Origin of the sequence: Halorussus caseinilyticus (assembly GCF_029338395.1) — an archaeon.
Lineage (GTDB): Archaea > Halobacteriota > Halobacteria > Halobacteriales > Haladaptataceae > Halorussus > Halorussus caseinilyticus.
The window spans coordinates 2,510,037-2,526,288 of the sequence record NZ_CP119809.1 but is presented as its reverse complement, the minus strand read 5'-3'; the positions used below and the strand labels follow the sequence as shown (position 1 = coordinate 2,526,288).

At 66.4% G+C, this 16,252-nt stretch carries 16 protein-coding genes; 4 read left to right on the top strand and 12 right to left on the bottom strand.

The window, feature by feature from the left end:
• The first annotated feature begins 41 nt into the window (after positions 1-41).
• Positions 42-1,052 (top strand): ABC transporter ATP-binding protein, encoded by a 1,011-nt coding sequence (locus P2T60_RS12780; protein ID WP_276279638.1) that lies wholly within the window; start codon positions 42-44, stop codon positions 1,050-1,052.
• Positions 1,049-1,831, top strand: a complete 783-nt coding sequence (locus tag P2T60_RS12775; RefSeq protein ID WP_276279637.1) for an ABC transporter permease — start codon at positions 1,049-1,051, stop codon at positions 1,829-1,831. Before P2T60_RS12780 ends, P2T60_RS12775 begins: the two co-directional genes overlap by 4 nt.
• 242 nt (positions 1,832-2,073) lie before the next feature.
• Here P2T60_RS12775 and P2T60_RS12770 read toward each other — a convergent pair whose 3' ends face one another.
• The 5 genes from P2T60_RS12770 to hmgA form a co-directional block, all read right to left on the bottom strand.
• Positions 2,074-2,865 (bottom strand): hypothetical protein, encoded by a 792-nt coding sequence (locus P2T60_RS12770; RefSeq protein ID WP_276279636.1) that lies wholly within the window; start codon positions 2,863-2,865, stop codon positions 2,074-2,076.
• 285 nt (positions 2,866-3,150) lie between these two features.
• Complete coding sequence (locus tag P2T60_RS12765) at positions 3,151-3,660, bottom strand: DUF302 domain-containing protein (RefSeq protein WP_276279635.1); 510 nt, start codon at positions 3,658-3,660, stop codon at positions 3,151-3,153.
• A 102-nt stretch (positions 3,661-3,762) separates the two neighbouring features.
• A complete protein-coding gene (locus P2T60_RS12760; protein WP_276279634.1) occupies positions 3,763-4,743 on the bottom strand; it encodes a ribose 1,5-bisphosphate isomerase in 981 nt (326 codons plus the stop codon).
• A gap of 44 nt (positions 4,744-4,787) precedes the next feature.
• Entirely contained in the window at positions 4,788-5,111 is a 324-nt protein-coding gene (locus tag P2T60_RS12755; protein ID WP_276279633.1) for a DUF7991 family protein, read from the bottom strand.
• A 493-nt stretch (positions 5,112-5,604) separates the two neighbouring features.
• Positions 5,605-6,834: a hydroxymethylglutaryl-CoA reductase (NADPH) gene (gene hmgA, locus P2T60_RS12750; RefSeq protein WP_276279632.1), complete on the bottom strand. Its 1,230-nt coding sequence runs from the start codon at positions 6,832-6,834 to the stop codon at positions 5,605-5,607.
• 303 nt (positions 6,835-7,137) lie between these two features.
• Between hmgA and P2T60_RS12745 the strand changes: the two genes are divergently transcribed.
• Positions 7,138-7,272, top strand: coding sequence for a hypothetical protein (locus tag P2T60_RS12745; protein WP_276279631.1), 135 nt, complete (start codon positions 7,138-7,140; stop codon positions 7,270-7,272).
• Between the two features lie 20 nt (positions 7,273-7,292).
• Here the strand turns inward: P2T60_RS12745 and P2T60_RS12740 are convergent, their stop codons facing one another.
• The 6 genes from P2T60_RS12740 to P2T60_RS12715 all read right to left on the bottom strand — a co-directional run bounded on the left by P2T60_RS12740 (position 7,293) and on the right by P2T60_RS12715 (position 13,182).
• Positions 7,293-7,823, bottom strand: a complete 531-nt coding sequence (locus tag P2T60_RS12740; RefSeq protein ID WP_276279630.1) for a DUF5817 domain-containing protein — start codon at positions 7,821-7,823, stop codon at positions 7,293-7,295.
• 242 nt (positions 7,824-8,065) lie between these two features.
• Entirely contained in the window at positions 8,066-8,404 is a 339-nt protein-coding gene (locus P2T60_RS12735) for a cupin domain-containing protein (protein WP_276279629.1), read from the bottom strand.
• A gap of 144 nt (positions 8,405-8,548) precedes the next feature.
• Positions 8,549-9,454, bottom strand: a complete 906-nt coding sequence (locus P2T60_RS12730) for a tetratricopeptide repeat protein (RefSeq protein WP_276279628.1) — start codon at positions 9,452-9,454, stop codon at positions 8,549-8,551.
• A 93-nt stretch (positions 9,455-9,547) separates the two neighbouring features.
• Positions 9,548-10,945, bottom strand: a complete 1,398-nt coding sequence (locus P2T60_RS12725) for a hypothetical protein (RefSeq protein WP_276279627.1) — start codon at positions 10,943-10,945, stop codon at positions 9,548-9,550.
• Positions 10,946-11,101: 156 nt separating this feature from the next.
• Positions 11,102-12,379 carry an NADP-dependent isocitrate dehydrogenase gene (icd, locus tag P2T60_RS12720; RefSeq protein WP_276279626.1) on the bottom strand — a complete coding sequence of 426 codons (1,278 nt, stop codon included), beginning with the start codon at positions 12,377-12,379 and terminating at the stop codon, positions 11,102-11,104.
• A gap of 95 nt (positions 12,380-12,474) precedes the next feature.
• Complete coding sequence (locus tag P2T60_RS12715) at positions 12,475-13,182, bottom strand: hypothetical protein (protein WP_276279625.1); 708 nt, start codon at positions 13,180-13,182, stop codon at positions 12,475-12,477.
• Positions 13,183-13,718: 536 nt separating this feature from the next.
• Between P2T60_RS12715 and P2T60_RS12710 the strand changes: the two genes are divergently transcribed.
• Positions 13,719-14,633, top strand: a complete 915-nt coding sequence (locus tag P2T60_RS12710; protein WP_276279624.1) for an isoaspartyl peptidase/L-asparaginase family protein — start codon at positions 13,719-13,721, stop codon at positions 14,631-14,633.
• A 30-nt stretch (positions 14,634-14,663) separates the two neighbouring features.
• On the opposite strand, the gene P2T60_RS12705 is transcribed toward P2T60_RS12710, so the two are convergent.
• Positions 14,664-16,187 (bottom strand): hypothetical protein, encoded by a 1,524-nt coding sequence (locus P2T60_RS12705; protein WP_276279623.1) that lies wholly within the window; start codon positions 16,185-16,187, stop codon positions 14,664-14,666.
• Between the last annotated feature and the right edge of the window lie 65 nt (positions 16,188-16,252).

The window sequence follows — 16,252 nt, the reverse complement described above, 5'->3', positions numbered from 1 at the left end:
TACCAACGCCCTTTTCGCCGCGACGCGTCTACGCCTCGCCAATGACTGCCGCCATCGAAGTCGAGGACCTCCGAAAGCAGTACGAGGGCGTGCAGGCGCTCGACGGCGTGTCGCTTTCGGTTCCGAAGGGGAGTTTCTTCGGTCTGCTAGGACCGAACGGGGCGGGCAAGACCACGTTCATCAACATCCTCGTGGGACTCGTCCGTCGGTCGGGCGGCCGGGCCGAGGTGTTCGGCCACGACGTGGAAGACGACTACCGGGAAGCGCGGGACGCAATCGGTCTCGCGCCCCAAGAGTTCAACGTGGACCGGTTTTTTCCCATCCGCGAAGTGCTGGAACACAAGGCTGGCTACCACGGGATTCCGTCGGTCGAGGCCCGCGAACGCGCCGACGACGTGCTGAAGCGCGTGGGCATCTACGAGAAGCGCGACACCCGATTCAACTGGCTGTCGGGCGGGATGAAGCGCCGGTTCATGCTGGCGCGAGCGCTCATCACCGACCCGGACCTGCTGATTCTGGACGAACCCACCGCGGGGGTGGACGTGCAGTTGCGCCACGACCTCTGGGACCTCATCACCGAACTCAACGAGTCGGGGACGACGATTCTGCTCACGACCCACTACATCGAGGAGGCCGAACGCCTCTGTGACGAGGTGGCGATTCTGGACTCGGGCAACCTGCTGACCGTGGCGACGCCCGCGGAACTGATGGACCGCGGGCCGGACAGGATTCGGGTCACGCTCCGGGACGCACCCGCCAGCGCGCCCGACCTGCCGACGCTCTCGGCGGGCGAGCGAGAGGGCCGGGTCGAGAGCGTCGAGATGGACGGCGACCAGTTGGTCGTGACCGCGACGCAGGGCGGACTCGTCGCGCCGGACCTCGTGCGCGCGCTGGACCGCGGCGGCCACGAAATCGTGGACTTCGACATCTCCCGGACCTCGCTCGAAGAGGTGTTCGTGGACATGACCCGCGAGGGCGGGAGCGACCAAGAGGTCGAAGCAGTCGCCGCCGACGGGGGTCTGGGCGGGAGTCCGGGAGGTGACTCGCCGTGACTCTCTCGGGTCTCACCGGTTTCAAGACGCTCGCGCGCCGCGAGATTCTGCGATTTATCCGGCGGCCGCGCAACACCTTCGTCCCGCCGTTCGTGACCAACGTCCTCTACTTCTCGGTGTTCGGGGTCATCCTCGGCGACCGGGTGGGCGGGATACGTCTCGGCGGCGACCCGATTCCGTACATCCTGTTCATCCTACCGGGTCTCGTGGTGCTAGGGGCCATCTCGAACGCCTTCGAGAACGCCTCCTTTTCCATCTTCCACGGGCGGTGGAACGACTACATCGAGGAGACCCTGACCTCGCCGATGTCCTACTCGCGGATGGTGGTCGCCTACATCGTCGCGGGCGCGACTCGGGGCCTGCTCGTCGGGTCGCTCATCGCGGTCATCGGCGCGTTCTTCACGCCGGTCGGTGTCGAGCGACCGCTCTACCTCGTGGCGTTCGCGCTGGTCATCACGCTCCTGTTCTCCAGTTTCGGCGTCGTGGGCGGTCTCTGGGCCGACGACTGGGACAACCTGACGATGATGAACCAGTTCATCGTCCGACCGCTGGTGTTCTTCGGCGGGGTGTTCTACGCGGTCCGAGAGCTTCCGTCGCCGTATCAGGAACTCTCGATGCTGAACCCGATGGTGTACATGGTAAACGGCGTCCGGTACGGCTTTCTGGGCGTCTCGGAGGTTGACCCCAACTGGTCGCTGGCGGTCCTCTCGGCCCTGACCGCGGCCATCCTCGCGCTCGACGTGGTGCTGTTCAAGCGCGGGTACGGGTTGACGGACTGAGTGGCGGGACGCGCTATCGACGGTTCCACGTCGGCGCGCGCTGGCGCGGCCCGGAGTGGCCGCGCCATCGTCGCGCGAGGGACGAGGACCACAGCGACCGCAGGGAGCGAGGACCGCAGTCGGTTGGGGAGGACGTGGCCTGCGGTGGCGGTGCGGGGCGGTTCTCATCGGTGTCGGAAGTAGCTAGCTTCCCCGAAACTCCTCTCCGCGAACGCTTCTACGCTTCTTCCCCCGCGAACACCTCACTCCACCCGAAACGCCCGCTCTCGCCCCTCGCCGTACATGTTCTTCATCCCGCCGCCCTCGCCGCGGGCCTCCGCGTAGTAGGTGTAGGACCCCGCGGGCAACTCCGAGAGGGTCGCCGAGAACTTGCCCGAGTCGCCGCCGTTCGACTCGCCCGAGACGGCCACGTAGTCGGTCCAGTGCTTCTCGTCGCTTCCCTCGCGCCGGTAGAAGAAGTGGCCCGCCACCTCGTCGTAGGCGGCGAGACCCTTCGCAGTCGCCCGGAGGGTCACTTCGCTCCCGTCGTCGCTGACTTCCGGCGAGCGGGTCGCCACGCGCAGGCAGTTGGTCGAGGGACCCGAGCAGGGTCGGCCCGCCGTGACCGCGAACGTCTCGCTGACCCGCCGCGAGTGGCCGTCGTAGTTCGTGAGGTACGCCTCGGCCCGGTACTCGTAGGTTCGGCCGGGTTCGAGGTCCGACACGGTAGCTTCGAGATAGACGCTCTCGGACAGTGCGCCGGTCTTCGACCCGGCGTTTCGCCACTTGCCGCCGGTGGTGGCGTTCGCGCCGCCCGCCGCTTTCGGTCGGTAGAAGAGGGCGACTTCCACCTCGTAGTCGGTGTCGTACTTCGACTCCGCGGAGGCCCGGAAGGTGACGGCGGTGTCGCCGATTCGGGCGGGACGGGCGTAGACGCCGCCCAACTGCCACCGCTGTCCGACGCCGGGTTCGGAACGCTCCTGTGCCGCCGTGATTCCCGTGCCAGTCGCGCCAGCAACTGCGTAGCCGAGCAGTTCGCGTCTGCTGAGTGCCATCACTTGCGCGCACTCTCCGGCACCGTCATGAACCCGCGCCACCGTTTCGAGGGAAATCCCGGATTTCCGCGCTCCGCGGCCGGGTAAGCACTGCTTTCGCGGACGTTTCGGGTGTTTTCACGAACGGCCGACGGAAACCCGTATCGTCGTTTAAGAAATGCTTTCATTTCCGAAGCACATACTAACATTGCTTTGGCGAACAACTATCGTTGTCTCCGCGACGGGCGCGGAAAGTCGGCGGTGCGGGTGCGTCCGCTGGCGGACGCACCCGCACCGCCGACTCGCTCACTGTCCGGTCGCCAGCGACCGGAGCGCGTTCGAAATCGTGTTCGGCACGTCTTCTCGGCCCTCGACCTCGTGGCGGTCGGCTAGCCACGCCGGGTCGTTGTAGGTGACGTTGACGGTGCCGTCCTCGGCCTGCCAGACGAGCAGTTTCTGAGGCAGGTCGATGCCCGCGGTCTGACTCGCTTGCATCAGCTTCGTCCCGAGGTTCGGGTTCCCGAAGAGTATCAGCGTCGTCGGCCGGAGGTCGAGACCCGCGGACTGGGCGTTCCGTGCGTGGTCCACGGTCGTCACGAGTATCAGGTCGTCGTTGTCCTCGATGTCCTCCTCGATGCGCTCGACAGTCGCGCCGACGCTCTCGTTGCTCTGGACGGTGACGAGACCATCGCTGTCGTTCCCCTCGTTGTCGTCCTCGCCGTCGCTGTCGTCCTGCCCGGCCGCCGTCCCCGCGAGCGTGAGACTCGCGCCCGCGAGCGCGGCCCGGAGAAACCGGCGTCGCTCTGTCTCGTTCATGACTCGCCGGACCGACGACGCTCCGACGGAAAGTTATCCGGGCGGTTCGTCGGGGAAATCGGCGTTTCCCGGCGTCGGCAGTCGGTCAACCGGCTGTTTCGACTACTCTTCCCACGGTTCGCCGCCCTGCTGGTCGCCGAACAACTCCCGCATCAGCGTCACGATGCTCTCTGGCGGGAACTGGCCGCGCTCGGTCACGATGGCGTCCACGTAGCGCGGCGGCGTCACGTCGAACGCGGGGTTCTCGACGGTCAGGCCGTCGCCGCCGATGTCGCCGTCGATTTCGGCTTCTTCGTCTGCGGCGAGGACTTCGCGCTCGTCGCGCATCTCGATTTCGACCGTGTGACCAGTCATCGTGTCGGGATGGAGTTTGAGCGTCTGTGCCGCGACCATGATGGGGACGCCGCGCTCGCGGGCGTTGACCGCGAGTCCGGAGGTGCCGATTTTGTTGATGACCGACCCGTCGGCCGCGATGGAGTCCGCGCCGACCAGCACGTGGTCGGTCTCGTCCAGATACCGTCGGGCCGCGTTGTCAACGACCAGCGTAACGGGCACGCCCCACTCCCGGAGTTGCCGGGCGGTGATGTGGCCCTGCTTGCGCGGGCGGGTCTCCTTGACGATGGCGCTAATCTCCTTGCCCTGTTCGAGGGCCTTCTCGACGCACGAGAGCGCGTCGGTCGAGTGACAGTGGGTCATCACGGTGTCGCCGTCCCGGAGGCGGTTCGCGCCGATTTCCCCGAGGTTGTCCTGCGCTTGGTCGAGTTCGCGCTGGAACTCGCGGGCGCTCTCGACCACCGTCCCGCGCAACTGCTCGACCGTACTCCCCTGCATCCCGCGGAGGACGTACCGCAGTGCGTTGGGGAGGCTGACCGCGGTGGGTCTGGTCCCCCGGAGGTGGCGACCCGCCGCGCGCATCTCCGCTCGGAAGGCCTCGGGGGTCTCGGCGTCGCTGTGTTCGGCTTGGTCGGCCAGCGCCTCGGCCGCGGCGTCGGCGATGGTCGCCGCCCCGCGGATTTCCATGCTGGCGATGTCGGCCGCGACTTCCTCGACGGTCGGGTGGACCTCGGCGTCGGAGTGACTCATGGCCGGGGAGTACGGACTGAGACGGCAAAAGCGAAGGGGTGGCGTCACCGCGCGCTGTCGGGCAGTTCCACCTCGTCGGGCGAGGGCAACCAGAAGATGTCCAGCGATACCGCCAGCGTGAACGGGACGACCCACACCAAGATGAGCGCCGTTCCCCGGTCTTGAACGCCGCTCCCGCCGAATCCGATGAATCCCGAGAGCAGAATGGTGGTCCCGAAGTAAAGCAGTGGGACGAGGACCGCGGTGTACACCACCGCACCCCACGTCGTCGTGAGGCGGAGGCGGAAGAATCGGATGGCGACCGCCGCCAAGACGGTGTTGACGACCATGATGAGCAGGAACCCGAAGACTGTCGCGGCCGAGACCATTGCTACGTGGGTCTTGGGACTCGGCGTTCTTGTGGCTACCGGATGCGCGATGGCGCTTTTTCGACGGATGGGAGATAGCGGCGGGAGTCGGAGATGGAGTAACGACCGAGAACGGAGCTTCGGTAACTTCGTTCTCGAAAGCCCCCGCGCGCTCGCGGTCGCTCAGCGGGATATTTCGCGCGCGTAGAACTACGCGCGCGAAATAGTGGCCGCGCTGAGACGACCACGCAAGCGCGAGCGCGCGGCCCCTTTCAGTCCACCCAAACGCACCGCGACCGCGGGCCACACCCTCCCCAACCGACTCCTTCACTCGTACCCTTCGGGTACTCGCTCAGTCGTCCCCCGGCAGACAACCCGCGTCTGCCGAGCCATCGGTCGCTTCGCTCCCGATGACCTCGCGCGAATGGGCGCGGCGCGCTCGTGCGCCGCGCCAGCGCGCGCCGGGAGTGGAGAAGTCGCGCCTGCGCGCGCCGAGGCGGTCCGACTCGCCCGCCTACCGCCCGAGGTCTTCGTGGGCGCTCGACAGGTGGCGGGACGCGAGGGCGGCCAGAAGCGAGAGTTCCCCGGCGAGCGCGCCCACCGCGATGATTTCGGCGAGGGCGTCGGCGTTGCTTCCGGCGGGATTACCGCCGCCGCGCAGACCCAACACGTCGAGGGCCTCCGACTGGGTAGGGAGTTTGGTCCCGCCGCCGACCGTACCGACCTCCAGACTGGCGAGGCTGACGCTGGCGTAGAGGTCGTCGTCGCGGGCTTCGACGGTCGTGATGGCGTTGCTCCCTTCTACGACCTGCGCGGCGTCCTGCCCGGTGGCGAGGAACGCCGCGGCGACCACGTTCGCGGCGTGGGCGTTGAACCCGAGGCTCCCGGCTTTGGCGGACCCGACCAGATTCTTCCGGGTGTTGGCCTCCTCTATGGCCTCCGGCGTGGTGTGGAGTCGGTCCCGGACCGTCTCGCGGGGAATCTTCACGTCCGCGGTGACGCTCCGGCCCCGGCCCTCGACGGCGTTGATGGCGGCGGGTTTCTTGTCGGTGCAGAGGTTGCCCGAGAGCGCCACGAGCGAGGCGGGCGTCTCCTCTTCCACGAGTTCGGCGGCCTCCCGCGTGGCGATGGTCGCCATGTTCATCCCCATCGCGTCCTTGGTGTCGTAGACGAACCGGAGGTACACGGAGTCGCCGACGACGTAGGTGTCCATGTCCAGCAGTTCGCCGTGGCTGGTGGTCGATTCGGCGGCCTCGCGGAGTCGGTCGGCGTTCTCGCCGACCCACGAGACGACCTCCTCGGCCTCCGCGACGCCCGACACCCGGAAGACCGGTGCGCGGGTCATCCCCGACTTGGTGACGCGGGCGTCCGCGCCCCCCGACGACGCGATGACCGAGCAACCGCGGTTGACGCTCGCCAGCAGTGCGCCCTCGGTCGTAGCGAGGGGCAGGTAGAACTCGCCGCTGGCCGCGCCGCCCGCGACTTCCACGGGTCCGGCGACACCCATCGGAATCTGGGCCGCGCCGACCATGTTCTCGATGTTGGCGTCGGCTTGCTCGGCGTCGAACGCGTAGTCGCCGATGGCGTCCACGTCGGCGTCCGTCTCGGCCTCCAGCAGTCGTCTGCGTGCGGCCGCGGCCGTCTCGTGATCGGCGTACTCGTCCAGTTCGTGGAGTCGCAGTTCTCCCTCGCGCACCTTCTCGGCGAGTGCGTCCGGGTCGGAAGCGCCGGAATCGTCGGTCATGTCCGGGCGATGGCGGGCGCGACCCCTAACAGTTCCCATTCCGGGTGGCCGTGCTCCGTCGTCCGAACCTCCGGCCGCGCGACCACTTTTACTTTCACTGCGCACGTGGCTGAGGTTTATCCCTCTCTCGCTCGTAGCCGAAAGTGGTCCCCGAGTGGCCGACGGAGGCGGCGGTGAGTTCCTGCACCCAGCGTTGCCGCCTCCGTGAGGCGCGGACTCCAGCAGTTCGATTCGGTCTCCACCCGACCCCGCTGTCACCCCTACCTGCGAACGTCGCGCGCCGCCACCGAGGGACCATTTGCCATGACCGCGACCACTTCCGAGAGGGACGACTCCCTCACCGACTCGCGGTTCGCACAGTTCCTGCGACTGCTGAAACTCGTGCTGACGGTCCTGACGCTCGCGGTTTCGCTGTGGAAAGCGACGGGACTGGCGTGACGAGTCGTCTTTTCGGACGCTCAGAGCAACCGATACCGGCCGCGACTCTCGCTGACCTCGCCGCGCCGCGCCAGTTTTTCCAGCGCCTCGCGGACGTACTCGGCCGGGACGCCGCGCTCGTCCGCGAACGAAATCACCTCGTCCTCGGTCGGCCGGTCGAGTTCCCGCAGGGCCGCCAGCACGGTGTCCTTCCGGGAGGTGCCCCGCGTGCTGGCCGACCGGTTCTCCACGCGGTTGGCGGCCGCGGCGACTTCCTCGGCGTCGATGCCCGACGCCTCCAGATACTCCTCGTCGGAGACGCCCACGTCCTCGACCTGTGACTCCATCTCGGCGAACGAGTCGAGTTCCGCGAACGCCTCGCCCTCGTCCTGCCGGTTGGCGAGCATCGACGACCGGACCTCGCGGGCGTGGTCCTCGTCGTCGGTCTCCACGAACGTCCGCAACTTCTCGAACTTCCGGCGCTTGCCACACCGGGGACACTGGGTGGTCTCGGGACGACCCTCCACGATTTTGAGCGCCTGACAGTCGCTACACCCCACGACGGCGTACATACTCATCGGTCGGGCTTTTTCGTACGTGAATGTTCGGACTCGCGCGACTGGCGGGTCGCCGAGACACTGAAATTCTTTCTTTTCCACTTCTATAGATTTCTTTTACGATTACGTAGCTTTCTCTAAGCCTCCCAGAAGTAGCCCCGCTCGTTCGCCACCCGCGCGTCCGCTTCCGTCGTACCGCTCGGTCCCGACGCGACCGTCACGACGAGTCGCCCGTCTCCGCGCCGTCTCTCGGGCCGTCAGTCCTTCCAGTCGGGGTTCTCCCGCGGCGGACTGAACACGTCCACGCCCTCTACCGGCACGTCGCCGCGGTTCTCGGCGGCGTGGGGTTCGTCGGCGGGGATGGCGTAGGAGTCGCCCGCGCTCACGTCGATTTCCTCGCCGTCCACGACGAACGTCAGCGTCCCGTTGGTGATGTAGCCGGTCTGCTCGTTCTCGTGGTCGTGTTCGGGCACCTCCGCGCCGGGTTCTATCAGGAAGTGCTGGACGTTCATCTCGTCTGCACCGGCGAGTAGCGAGAGGTGGACGCCCGCCACTGCCTCGGTCGATTCTTCCGCGTCTTTTGGTACGACTTCCATGCGTGCGTACCGATGACGGTGGAGTACCTAAAGGTTCGACTCGGCGTAGGCGTCCTTCCGGTCGAAATTTCGAGGCGTCGGCGGCGTTCGGGCGCGATTGCTCGGGGAGCGTGGGAGTCGAAAAAAAAGGACCCGTCTCGACAGTCAGTCCAGTTCCGCGAGGAATCGGCCGAACACCTCGGCTTCCACGTCGCGGAGTTCCGCCTCGTTCTGCGGTCCGATGCCGGACCGCAGGTCGTCGGGGTCGGTGTCGGTCTCGCCGTCGTAGAGGTACTCGAACAGCGCAGTCGCGGCGTCCGAGAGTCGCTGTCGGTGGTCGGCGACGAACGCCAGCGTCTCCTCGCGGTCCACGTCCCGACCGGCGATTTCGGCGTGGGCGACCCTTCCGACGCCCGCCGCGAGGACGACCCGGAACTGACCGACCTGTTCGCGGACGACATCCCGGCGCTCCCACGTCGCGTCGAGCAGTTCCGCGCCCGACTCGTCTTCGTCGGCCAACAACCGGTTGAGCGCGAACCCGTAGAGGCGGCCCGCGCTGTCCTCGCTGTGAATCTCGTCGGCGTAGCGCTGGATGAGGTCGTTCCGGCGCTTTTCCGAAACTTCGCCCGGTTCGGCCTTTCCGAGAATCATGAGGGCGTGGCCCCACCACTGGGCGATTTCGGCGTCGTTACCGTCCTCTTGGAGGATGTCGAGCAGTGGCTCCAAAGCGTCGAGCGCCCCGTTCGCGTCCTCTTGACGGGCGTGGAGTTCGACCACGCGCTCGTAGTGCTTGCGGGCGGTCCCGAGGTCCCCGCTCTGGCGGGCCGCCCTCGCCAGTCGCAGTCCGAGGTCCACGGACTTCTCCCGTTCGCCGAGGCGACCCCGGACGCTGACCGCCCGGTCGTAGTACTCTACCGCCGTCTCGTAGTCGCCGCTGTTCTCGGCGCTCTGTGCGCGCTTCTCGTAGTAGAACGCTTCTGCACGTCGTTTCCACGGCAGGAGCTGGTCGAAGTTCTCTCCAAGCCACTCGTCGAGGCGACTGCCGCTCCCCGGTGCCTCCTTCGTACTCATGTGTTAATCACTCACGCGAAGTTTTATAAATCTCTCCATAGGAGAATTTAACCTACCGACGACAAAAAAGTCCGACCCCGGTTCGTTCCGGGTTCAGAGCGTCTCGTTCACGATACCGAACGGTTCGACGTTCGCCACTCTCGCGCCGAACTCCGACAGTCCCGAGAGGTCCTCGGTCGGGTTCACGGGACTCAGGCGGAGTCGGTCGCCTTCGAGTTCGGTGCCGTCGGCGAATGCGAACGGAAGCGGAACCGGGTCGCCGCCGTCTCCGGGTCGGAACTCGATGCCCGGCGGGTCGCCGTCGGACCCGCACCATCCGTCCACGAACTCGGCGGGCATGGTGCCGACGACGCCCGCTTCGAGGGTGGTCTCGCCGACGATGTCGTTGCCCTCGAATACGCGGGCGTGAACGGCCTCGCTCCCGACTTCCGTGAAGTCGGCCCGGATTTCGAGTTCGCCGCCGACGTTCGTCAGTGACGCGACCGGCGGCGGGCCGATGGGCCACCCGCCGTACGGCCCGAAGTAGTAGCCTTCGAGAACCGCGCCTTCGACGGTCAGGTCGAGGTCGCGGTACTCGAATTCGAACGACTGCACGCCGTCGAGGTCGATGCCGAATCCGTCCTCGCCGGACGACCCGACGTTTCCGACGCCGAGCGACGACCCGAGGTTTACCGGGTCGAAGCGCGCGTTCCCGAGTCGGCGGTGGGGACGACCGACAGCGTGGACCGCTTCGTCGTCGATGGTGAACTGTTCTCGGCCCACACCGACCACGTCGAGACCGGTCGCGGCATCGGGCACCGCATCGAGGTTCTCGGGTCGGATTCGGATTTCGTCGCCGACGTACTCGTCCATCCGCGGACCGATTATCGGGTCTTCGATGCCCACGATGACGATTTTGATGATAGGCCCGGCGTCGGTCCAGATGACGACGATTTTGATTTCGAACTCCACGTCACGGTCGGGGATGTACGACGGGTCGGTCGCCTCTTCGACTCTCCCGACGCGGTCGCCGCGGTCGTACACCTCGAACGTGTACGACCCCGAACCGAGGTTCTCGAAGTTCGGTTCGACCGCGAACCCGTTCGGCGAGTCGGTTCGGACGGTCCGGAACCGACCGATTCCGACGCCCGATTCGCCGTTGACGACGCCGCGATTTCGGAACTCCCGGTAGGAGTCTACCGGGACCGACGGGTCTAGCGTCGTGTTCACGGTGATGCCGCCCGCTTCGCCGAGTCCGACGCCGACGCCGGACTCGCCGGTGTCGTCGAGACCCGGAACGACGAGCGACCCGTTTTCCAGCGTCGGTTCGGCGCTCCCGAGTGCGGTGTGTTCGAGTCCGCCGAACCAGTCCCATCCGCCGGTCGTGACGGCCCCTGCGGACCCGACGCTCGCGCCCCCGAGCAGACCGGCGGCCCCGAGACCTGCAACACTCTGCAGAAGCGTCCGGCGTTCGCTGTCGATGCGGTCAGACTGGTCGGGTGGTTCTACCATACTGCGTCATCGCGCCCATTTATTTTATAATTATCTAGTAATGTATTTAAATGAAAGCGGTGAGATTTATTAATCGCTCGGTCGTCGCGACTGTCCCGCGTAGCGGTCGGAAAAATAGCGGTCGGGTCGAGAAAAGATATTCTCCGGAGTCGGCGATTACGCGAGGTCTTCGATGTTCGCGCAGATTTCCTCGGCGTAGTCGGTGGTGCCGAGTTTCTCGCCGCCCTCGATTTGGCGTTCGAGGTCGTAGGTGACCTTGCCCGAGGAGATGGTCTCTTCCACGGCGTCGCGGATGAGTTTGCCGGTGTCGTCCCACCCGAGGTACTCGAACAGGAGGCGACCCGAGAGGATGAGCGCGGTCGGGTTCGCCATGTCCTGTCCGGCGCGCTTGGGTGCCGAGCCGTGGACCGGTTCGGCGAGACAGCGGTTGTCACCGAAGTTCGCGCCGGGCGCGATGCCCAGACCGCCGATTTGGGCACCCGCGGCGTCCGAGAGGTAGTCGCCGTTGAGGTTCGGCATGGCGAGAACGTCGAACTCGTCGGTGCGCAGTTGCATCCACTGGAGCATCGCGTCGGCGAGTCGCTCCTCGACCATCACGGCGTCTTCGGGGATGTCCACTTCGTCCTGTTCCTCCCAGAGCGAATCGGGCGCGGCGAAGACTTCCTCGTCGGGGTACTCCTCGTCGGCGACTTCCATGCCCCACGAACCGAACTGGCCCTCGGTGAACTTCATGATGTTGCCCTTGTGGACCAGCGTAACCTTGTCGCGGTCGTTCTCGATGGCGTAGTCGATGGCCTCACGGACGAGGCGCTTGCTCCCTTTCTCGGAGATGGGCTTGAGACCGAGACCGATGGGTCCCTCGTGCATGATGCCGTCCATGTCCATCTCGTCCTCGACGAAGTTGCGGACCTTCTCGACTTCCTCGGTGCCCTGTTCCCACTCGATGCCCGCGTACACGTCTTCGGTGTTCTCCCGGAACGTCACCATGTCCATCTCCTCGGGCGCTTTCATCGGGGACGGAACGCCGTCGAGGTAGTAGGTCGGTCGGACGTTGGCGTAGAGGTCGAGGGTCTGGCGGAGCGCGACGTTCAGCGACCGGAAGCCAGCGCCGACAGGGGTCGTGAGCGGACCCTTGATGGCGACGCGGTGTTCGCGGATGGCGTCCACCGTCTCGTCGGGGAGGTTCACGTCCTCGCCGTACTCCTGTCGTGCGCTCTCGCCGGCGTAGAGGCGCATCCAATGGACCTCTCGGCCGGTCGCTTCGGCGGCCTTTTCGAGGACCTTCTGGGCGGCCGGGCCAACGTCCTGCCCGATTCCGTCCCCGTGGATGATGGGGATAATCGGGTTCTCGGGAACGTCCAGTCCGTCCTCGCCTTCTTCCTCGACGGTAATCTTCTCCCCGCCTTCGGGGACTTCCACCTTGTCGTAGCTCATAACATCCGAACCTGCGTGGGAGAGGGATAAAAGGCCTGCCGTTTAGCCGCGTGAGTGCCATAAATTCCCTTAAATTCCTAGTTTGTGGACGATACTCACTCCCGAATCGCGCCGACTAGCGCCCGAATCTGGGTCGGCCCGCTGGTCAAAAGCGCCCGCGGAAAACCGGTGCGTGCGCGGTCGAGAGCCCCCGAGAGCGCGTCTGCGGCGTCCTCGAACACGCCTCTCCCGTGGCCGAACAGCAGTCGCTCGGGTTCGAGTCCGCCGAGCAGGTCCCGCGGCGGTACCGGTCGGCGCAACAGGTAGACGCCGAGTCGTTCGTCGCCGACCCGGTAGACCGGTGCGGTCCCGAGCAGGTCGGGGACGTAGAGCGTGCCGTCGGCGGGCCGGTAGGCCACCGCCTCGCGCCACCCGGGAAGCGGCGTTCGAGTACGCACTCGAAAGCCGGAGTCGCCGAGGGTCGCGGCGCACCGTTCGACCGGCGCGGCGACGCGCTCGCCGACGCGGGTCATCGACGCCGGGAGGTAGACGGGAACGTCGTGACGGCGCGCGATTCGCCCGGCGTCCCGGGCGTGGTAGTTCGAGAGGACGACCACGCCCGCCACGTCGCCGAGTTCGGTGGCGAGTTCGTCCACACCGGGCGCGTCGAGGGGGTCGAACAGCCAGACGCCCCCGTCGTCGCCCCGAATCGCGTGACCGGCGCGGCGGGCGTCTTCCTCGGGGTGGGCCATCCACCCGCGGCCGTCGCGCCAGCGGTCGATTTCCTCGAAGTCGGCGGCGGCGTCTCTGACGTAGGTAGGCATGGTCGTTTACTGATTGGTCGCCGAACAGGTAGGTGCTGTGGTGATGGTTGTGTGGTGGTGGTAGGGTGGTCGCGGTGGTGGAGTTGTTCCGGAGAGAGCGAACAGGACGACGACCTGTGGACGACAGACGGAAAGGACCCGTGAAGCTAGCTTCAGGCTTGAACCGATGAGAACCGCGACCGCCCCGCACCGCTACCGCGGGCCACGCCCTCCCCAACCGATTCCCTCACTCGCTCCGCTCGTTCGGTCATCCCTCGCGCGACGGTGGCGCGGCCACTTGCGGGCCGCGCCAGCGCGCGCCAGCGTGAACAGAGATGCCGGGAGCGCGCGGATGTCGAACACCGGTCCGTTCTGCTCGAAAGCAATTCAAACAATTGTTTAAGCAATCGAAAACGTGCCTACGGCAGTATTTCTAACAGTTTTCCCTACCTATAGATTTCCGGCATTGCCTTCGCCTCGCCTTCGACCCTCGCGTCGTCTCGTCGCTCGCTCGCCGATTGGCCGGACTTAAGAACCCGCGCGAACCACGCCCTCGCATGCAGGTCATCGTTCACGGCGGGGCCGGAAGCGACCCCGACGAACCCGAACCCAGACAGGCAGTGTTGGACGAGGCGGCCGAGACCGGCGCGGGCGAGTCGTCGGTCCTCGACGCGGTGGAGGCGGCGGTTCGCGTCCTCGAATCGTCGCCGCGGTTCAACGCCGGGGTCGGCGGCGCGGTCCAGAGCGACGGCGCGATTCGGACCGACGCGGGCGTGATGACCAGCGACCGGGAGGCGGGCGCGGCCTGCTCGATGCCCGGCGTCGAACACGCCGTCAGCGCCGCCCGCGTCGTGATGGAGGAGACGCCCCACGTCCTCGTCTCGGGCGACCACGCCGTGGACCTCGCCGCGGATTACGGCGTCGTCGAGACCGGCGTGGACCTCTGGTCCGACGACACCCGCGAGAAGTGGGAGGACCTCGATTCGGTCCCCGAAGGCACCCCGAGCGAACACCTCGACTGGTTGCGCGAGAAGTTCGGCGGGAGTCCCGAGAGCGCGGCCGACGGGGACAATCCGAAGGACCACGACACCGTGGGCGCGGTCGCGTTCGACCCCGACCGCGACGAGTTCGCCGCCGCGACTTCCACCGGCGGCCGGTGGTTAGCCTTGGCCGGGCGGGTCGGCGACGTGCCCCAAATCGGGAGCGGGTTCTACGCCGCTCCCGCGGGCGCGGCCAGCGCCACGGGCGCGGGCGAGGACATCGCCAAGACCACCCTCACTCGCCGGGCGGTCCGGCACCTCGAATCGGGCCACGACGCCCAATCCGCGGCCGACCGGGCAATCGAGGAGTTCGCCGAACTCACCGGGTCGTCGGCGGGCGTCATCGTCTTGGACGGCGACGGCAACGCCGGAAGCGCGTTCAACTCCGACGCGATGCAGACCGCCGTGAGCAGTCGCTACGCCGACGAGTGACCCGAAAGAAGAGTCGAGTTCCGTGGTCCGCTAGGCTTCCGCGGTGGTCGTCTCGCCGCCCGCGGCAGTCGTGGTCTCTTGACCGCCTTCGGTCGTGGTCTCTTGGCCGCTTTCGTTCATCTCGCCCGTGTCGGTCTGGTTGCCCGCCGTTATCGACAGTTCGGCGGTCGCACGCGCGCCGTCGGTGTAGACGCCGTGGGTGTAGGTCCCTTCGGGGAACTGCCCGACGTTGACTTCGAGCGTGACGGTTCCGGCACCGCCAGCGGGAATCTGGACGAGACTCGACTCGACGACGTTACCGCCGATGCGGTAGGACGCCCGCTTGGTGACTCGCTCGTTGCCGACGTTGACGAGCGTGGCCCGCACGGTGTACTGTTCGCCCTGCTGGACTTCCGAGGGCGCGTCGAGGCTCTGGACCGCGACGATTGCGAGTCCGCCGCTCCCTATCTGGACCGAACTCGGCGAGGCGGACCCGATGGTCGCCGTACCGACGCTCGCACTCCCGACGGAGACGCTACTGATGGTCGTTTCGCCGTCTTGTGCCCCCGCACCTTCGTCTGCCGCGGTGGTCGTCTCTTCGTCCATCTCTTCGGTCGTAGTCTCCTGTTCGCCCATCTCGGTCGTGGTCTCTTGGCCCATCGCGGTGGTGGTCTCCTCCTGAAGTGCGGCCTCTTCGGTCGTGGTTTCGCCCATCTCGGTGGTCGTCTCGCCCATCGCGGTAGTGGTTTCCTCTGCCATCTCGGTCGTGGTCTCTTCGGCCGCAGTCGTCGTCTCCTCGGCGGCCGTCGTGGTCTCTTCGGCCTGCGTCGTGACCGCGCTGGTGTCCACGTTCATCAGGACGAGCGTCCCGATGGACATCTCCTGCACGTCCACGGTCTGGATGGTCGCGCTGTCGATAGTGACCGAATCCATCTGGGTCTGACCCGCGGCGGCAGTCGTGGTCTCTTGGCCTGCCGCAGTCGTGGTCTCTTGGGCCTCCATCGTCGTGGTCTCTTCACCCATCTCGGTGGTCGTTTCTTGGTCCATCTCGGTGGTCGTTTCTTGGTCCATCTCGGTGGTGGTCTCCTCCTGAAGCGCCGCCTCTTCGGTGGTCGTCTCTCCACCGGCCTGCTGGCCCGCCTCGGAGACCACTCGGAAGTTCCCGACCGTCAACTGCGAGACGTTCATCCGCTGGATGGTCAGGTCCCGCACGGTGGCCGACTGGACTGAGGTGTTGCCGCTCAGTGCCTGCGAGAGCGTCTGGTCGTCGGTCTGGAGGTCCGACACCGAGACGCTCTCCATCGAGAGACGCTGAAGTCTGAGATTTTGCAACGTCGCGTTTTCGAGCGTCCGATTCTGACTCTGCACGTTCACCGAACTCGCGTGCATCGTCTGAATCGTCGCGTCTTCGACTGTGACGTTGGCCAACTCCAACTGTTCGACCGTGACGTTCTGTAATGTTACTCCGTTCGCTTCGCCGGATGCCGATGGCGACGACCCTCCGAGGGTCGCCAGCGGAACGCTGGCGAGAACGAGGGCTGTCACCATCAGCACTGCGCCGGTTTCTCGTTGCATATGCAGGCAATCATATCGTCGGAATCGCCAATAAACGGGACTAACCGTTTCGTACCGTTTGGGGT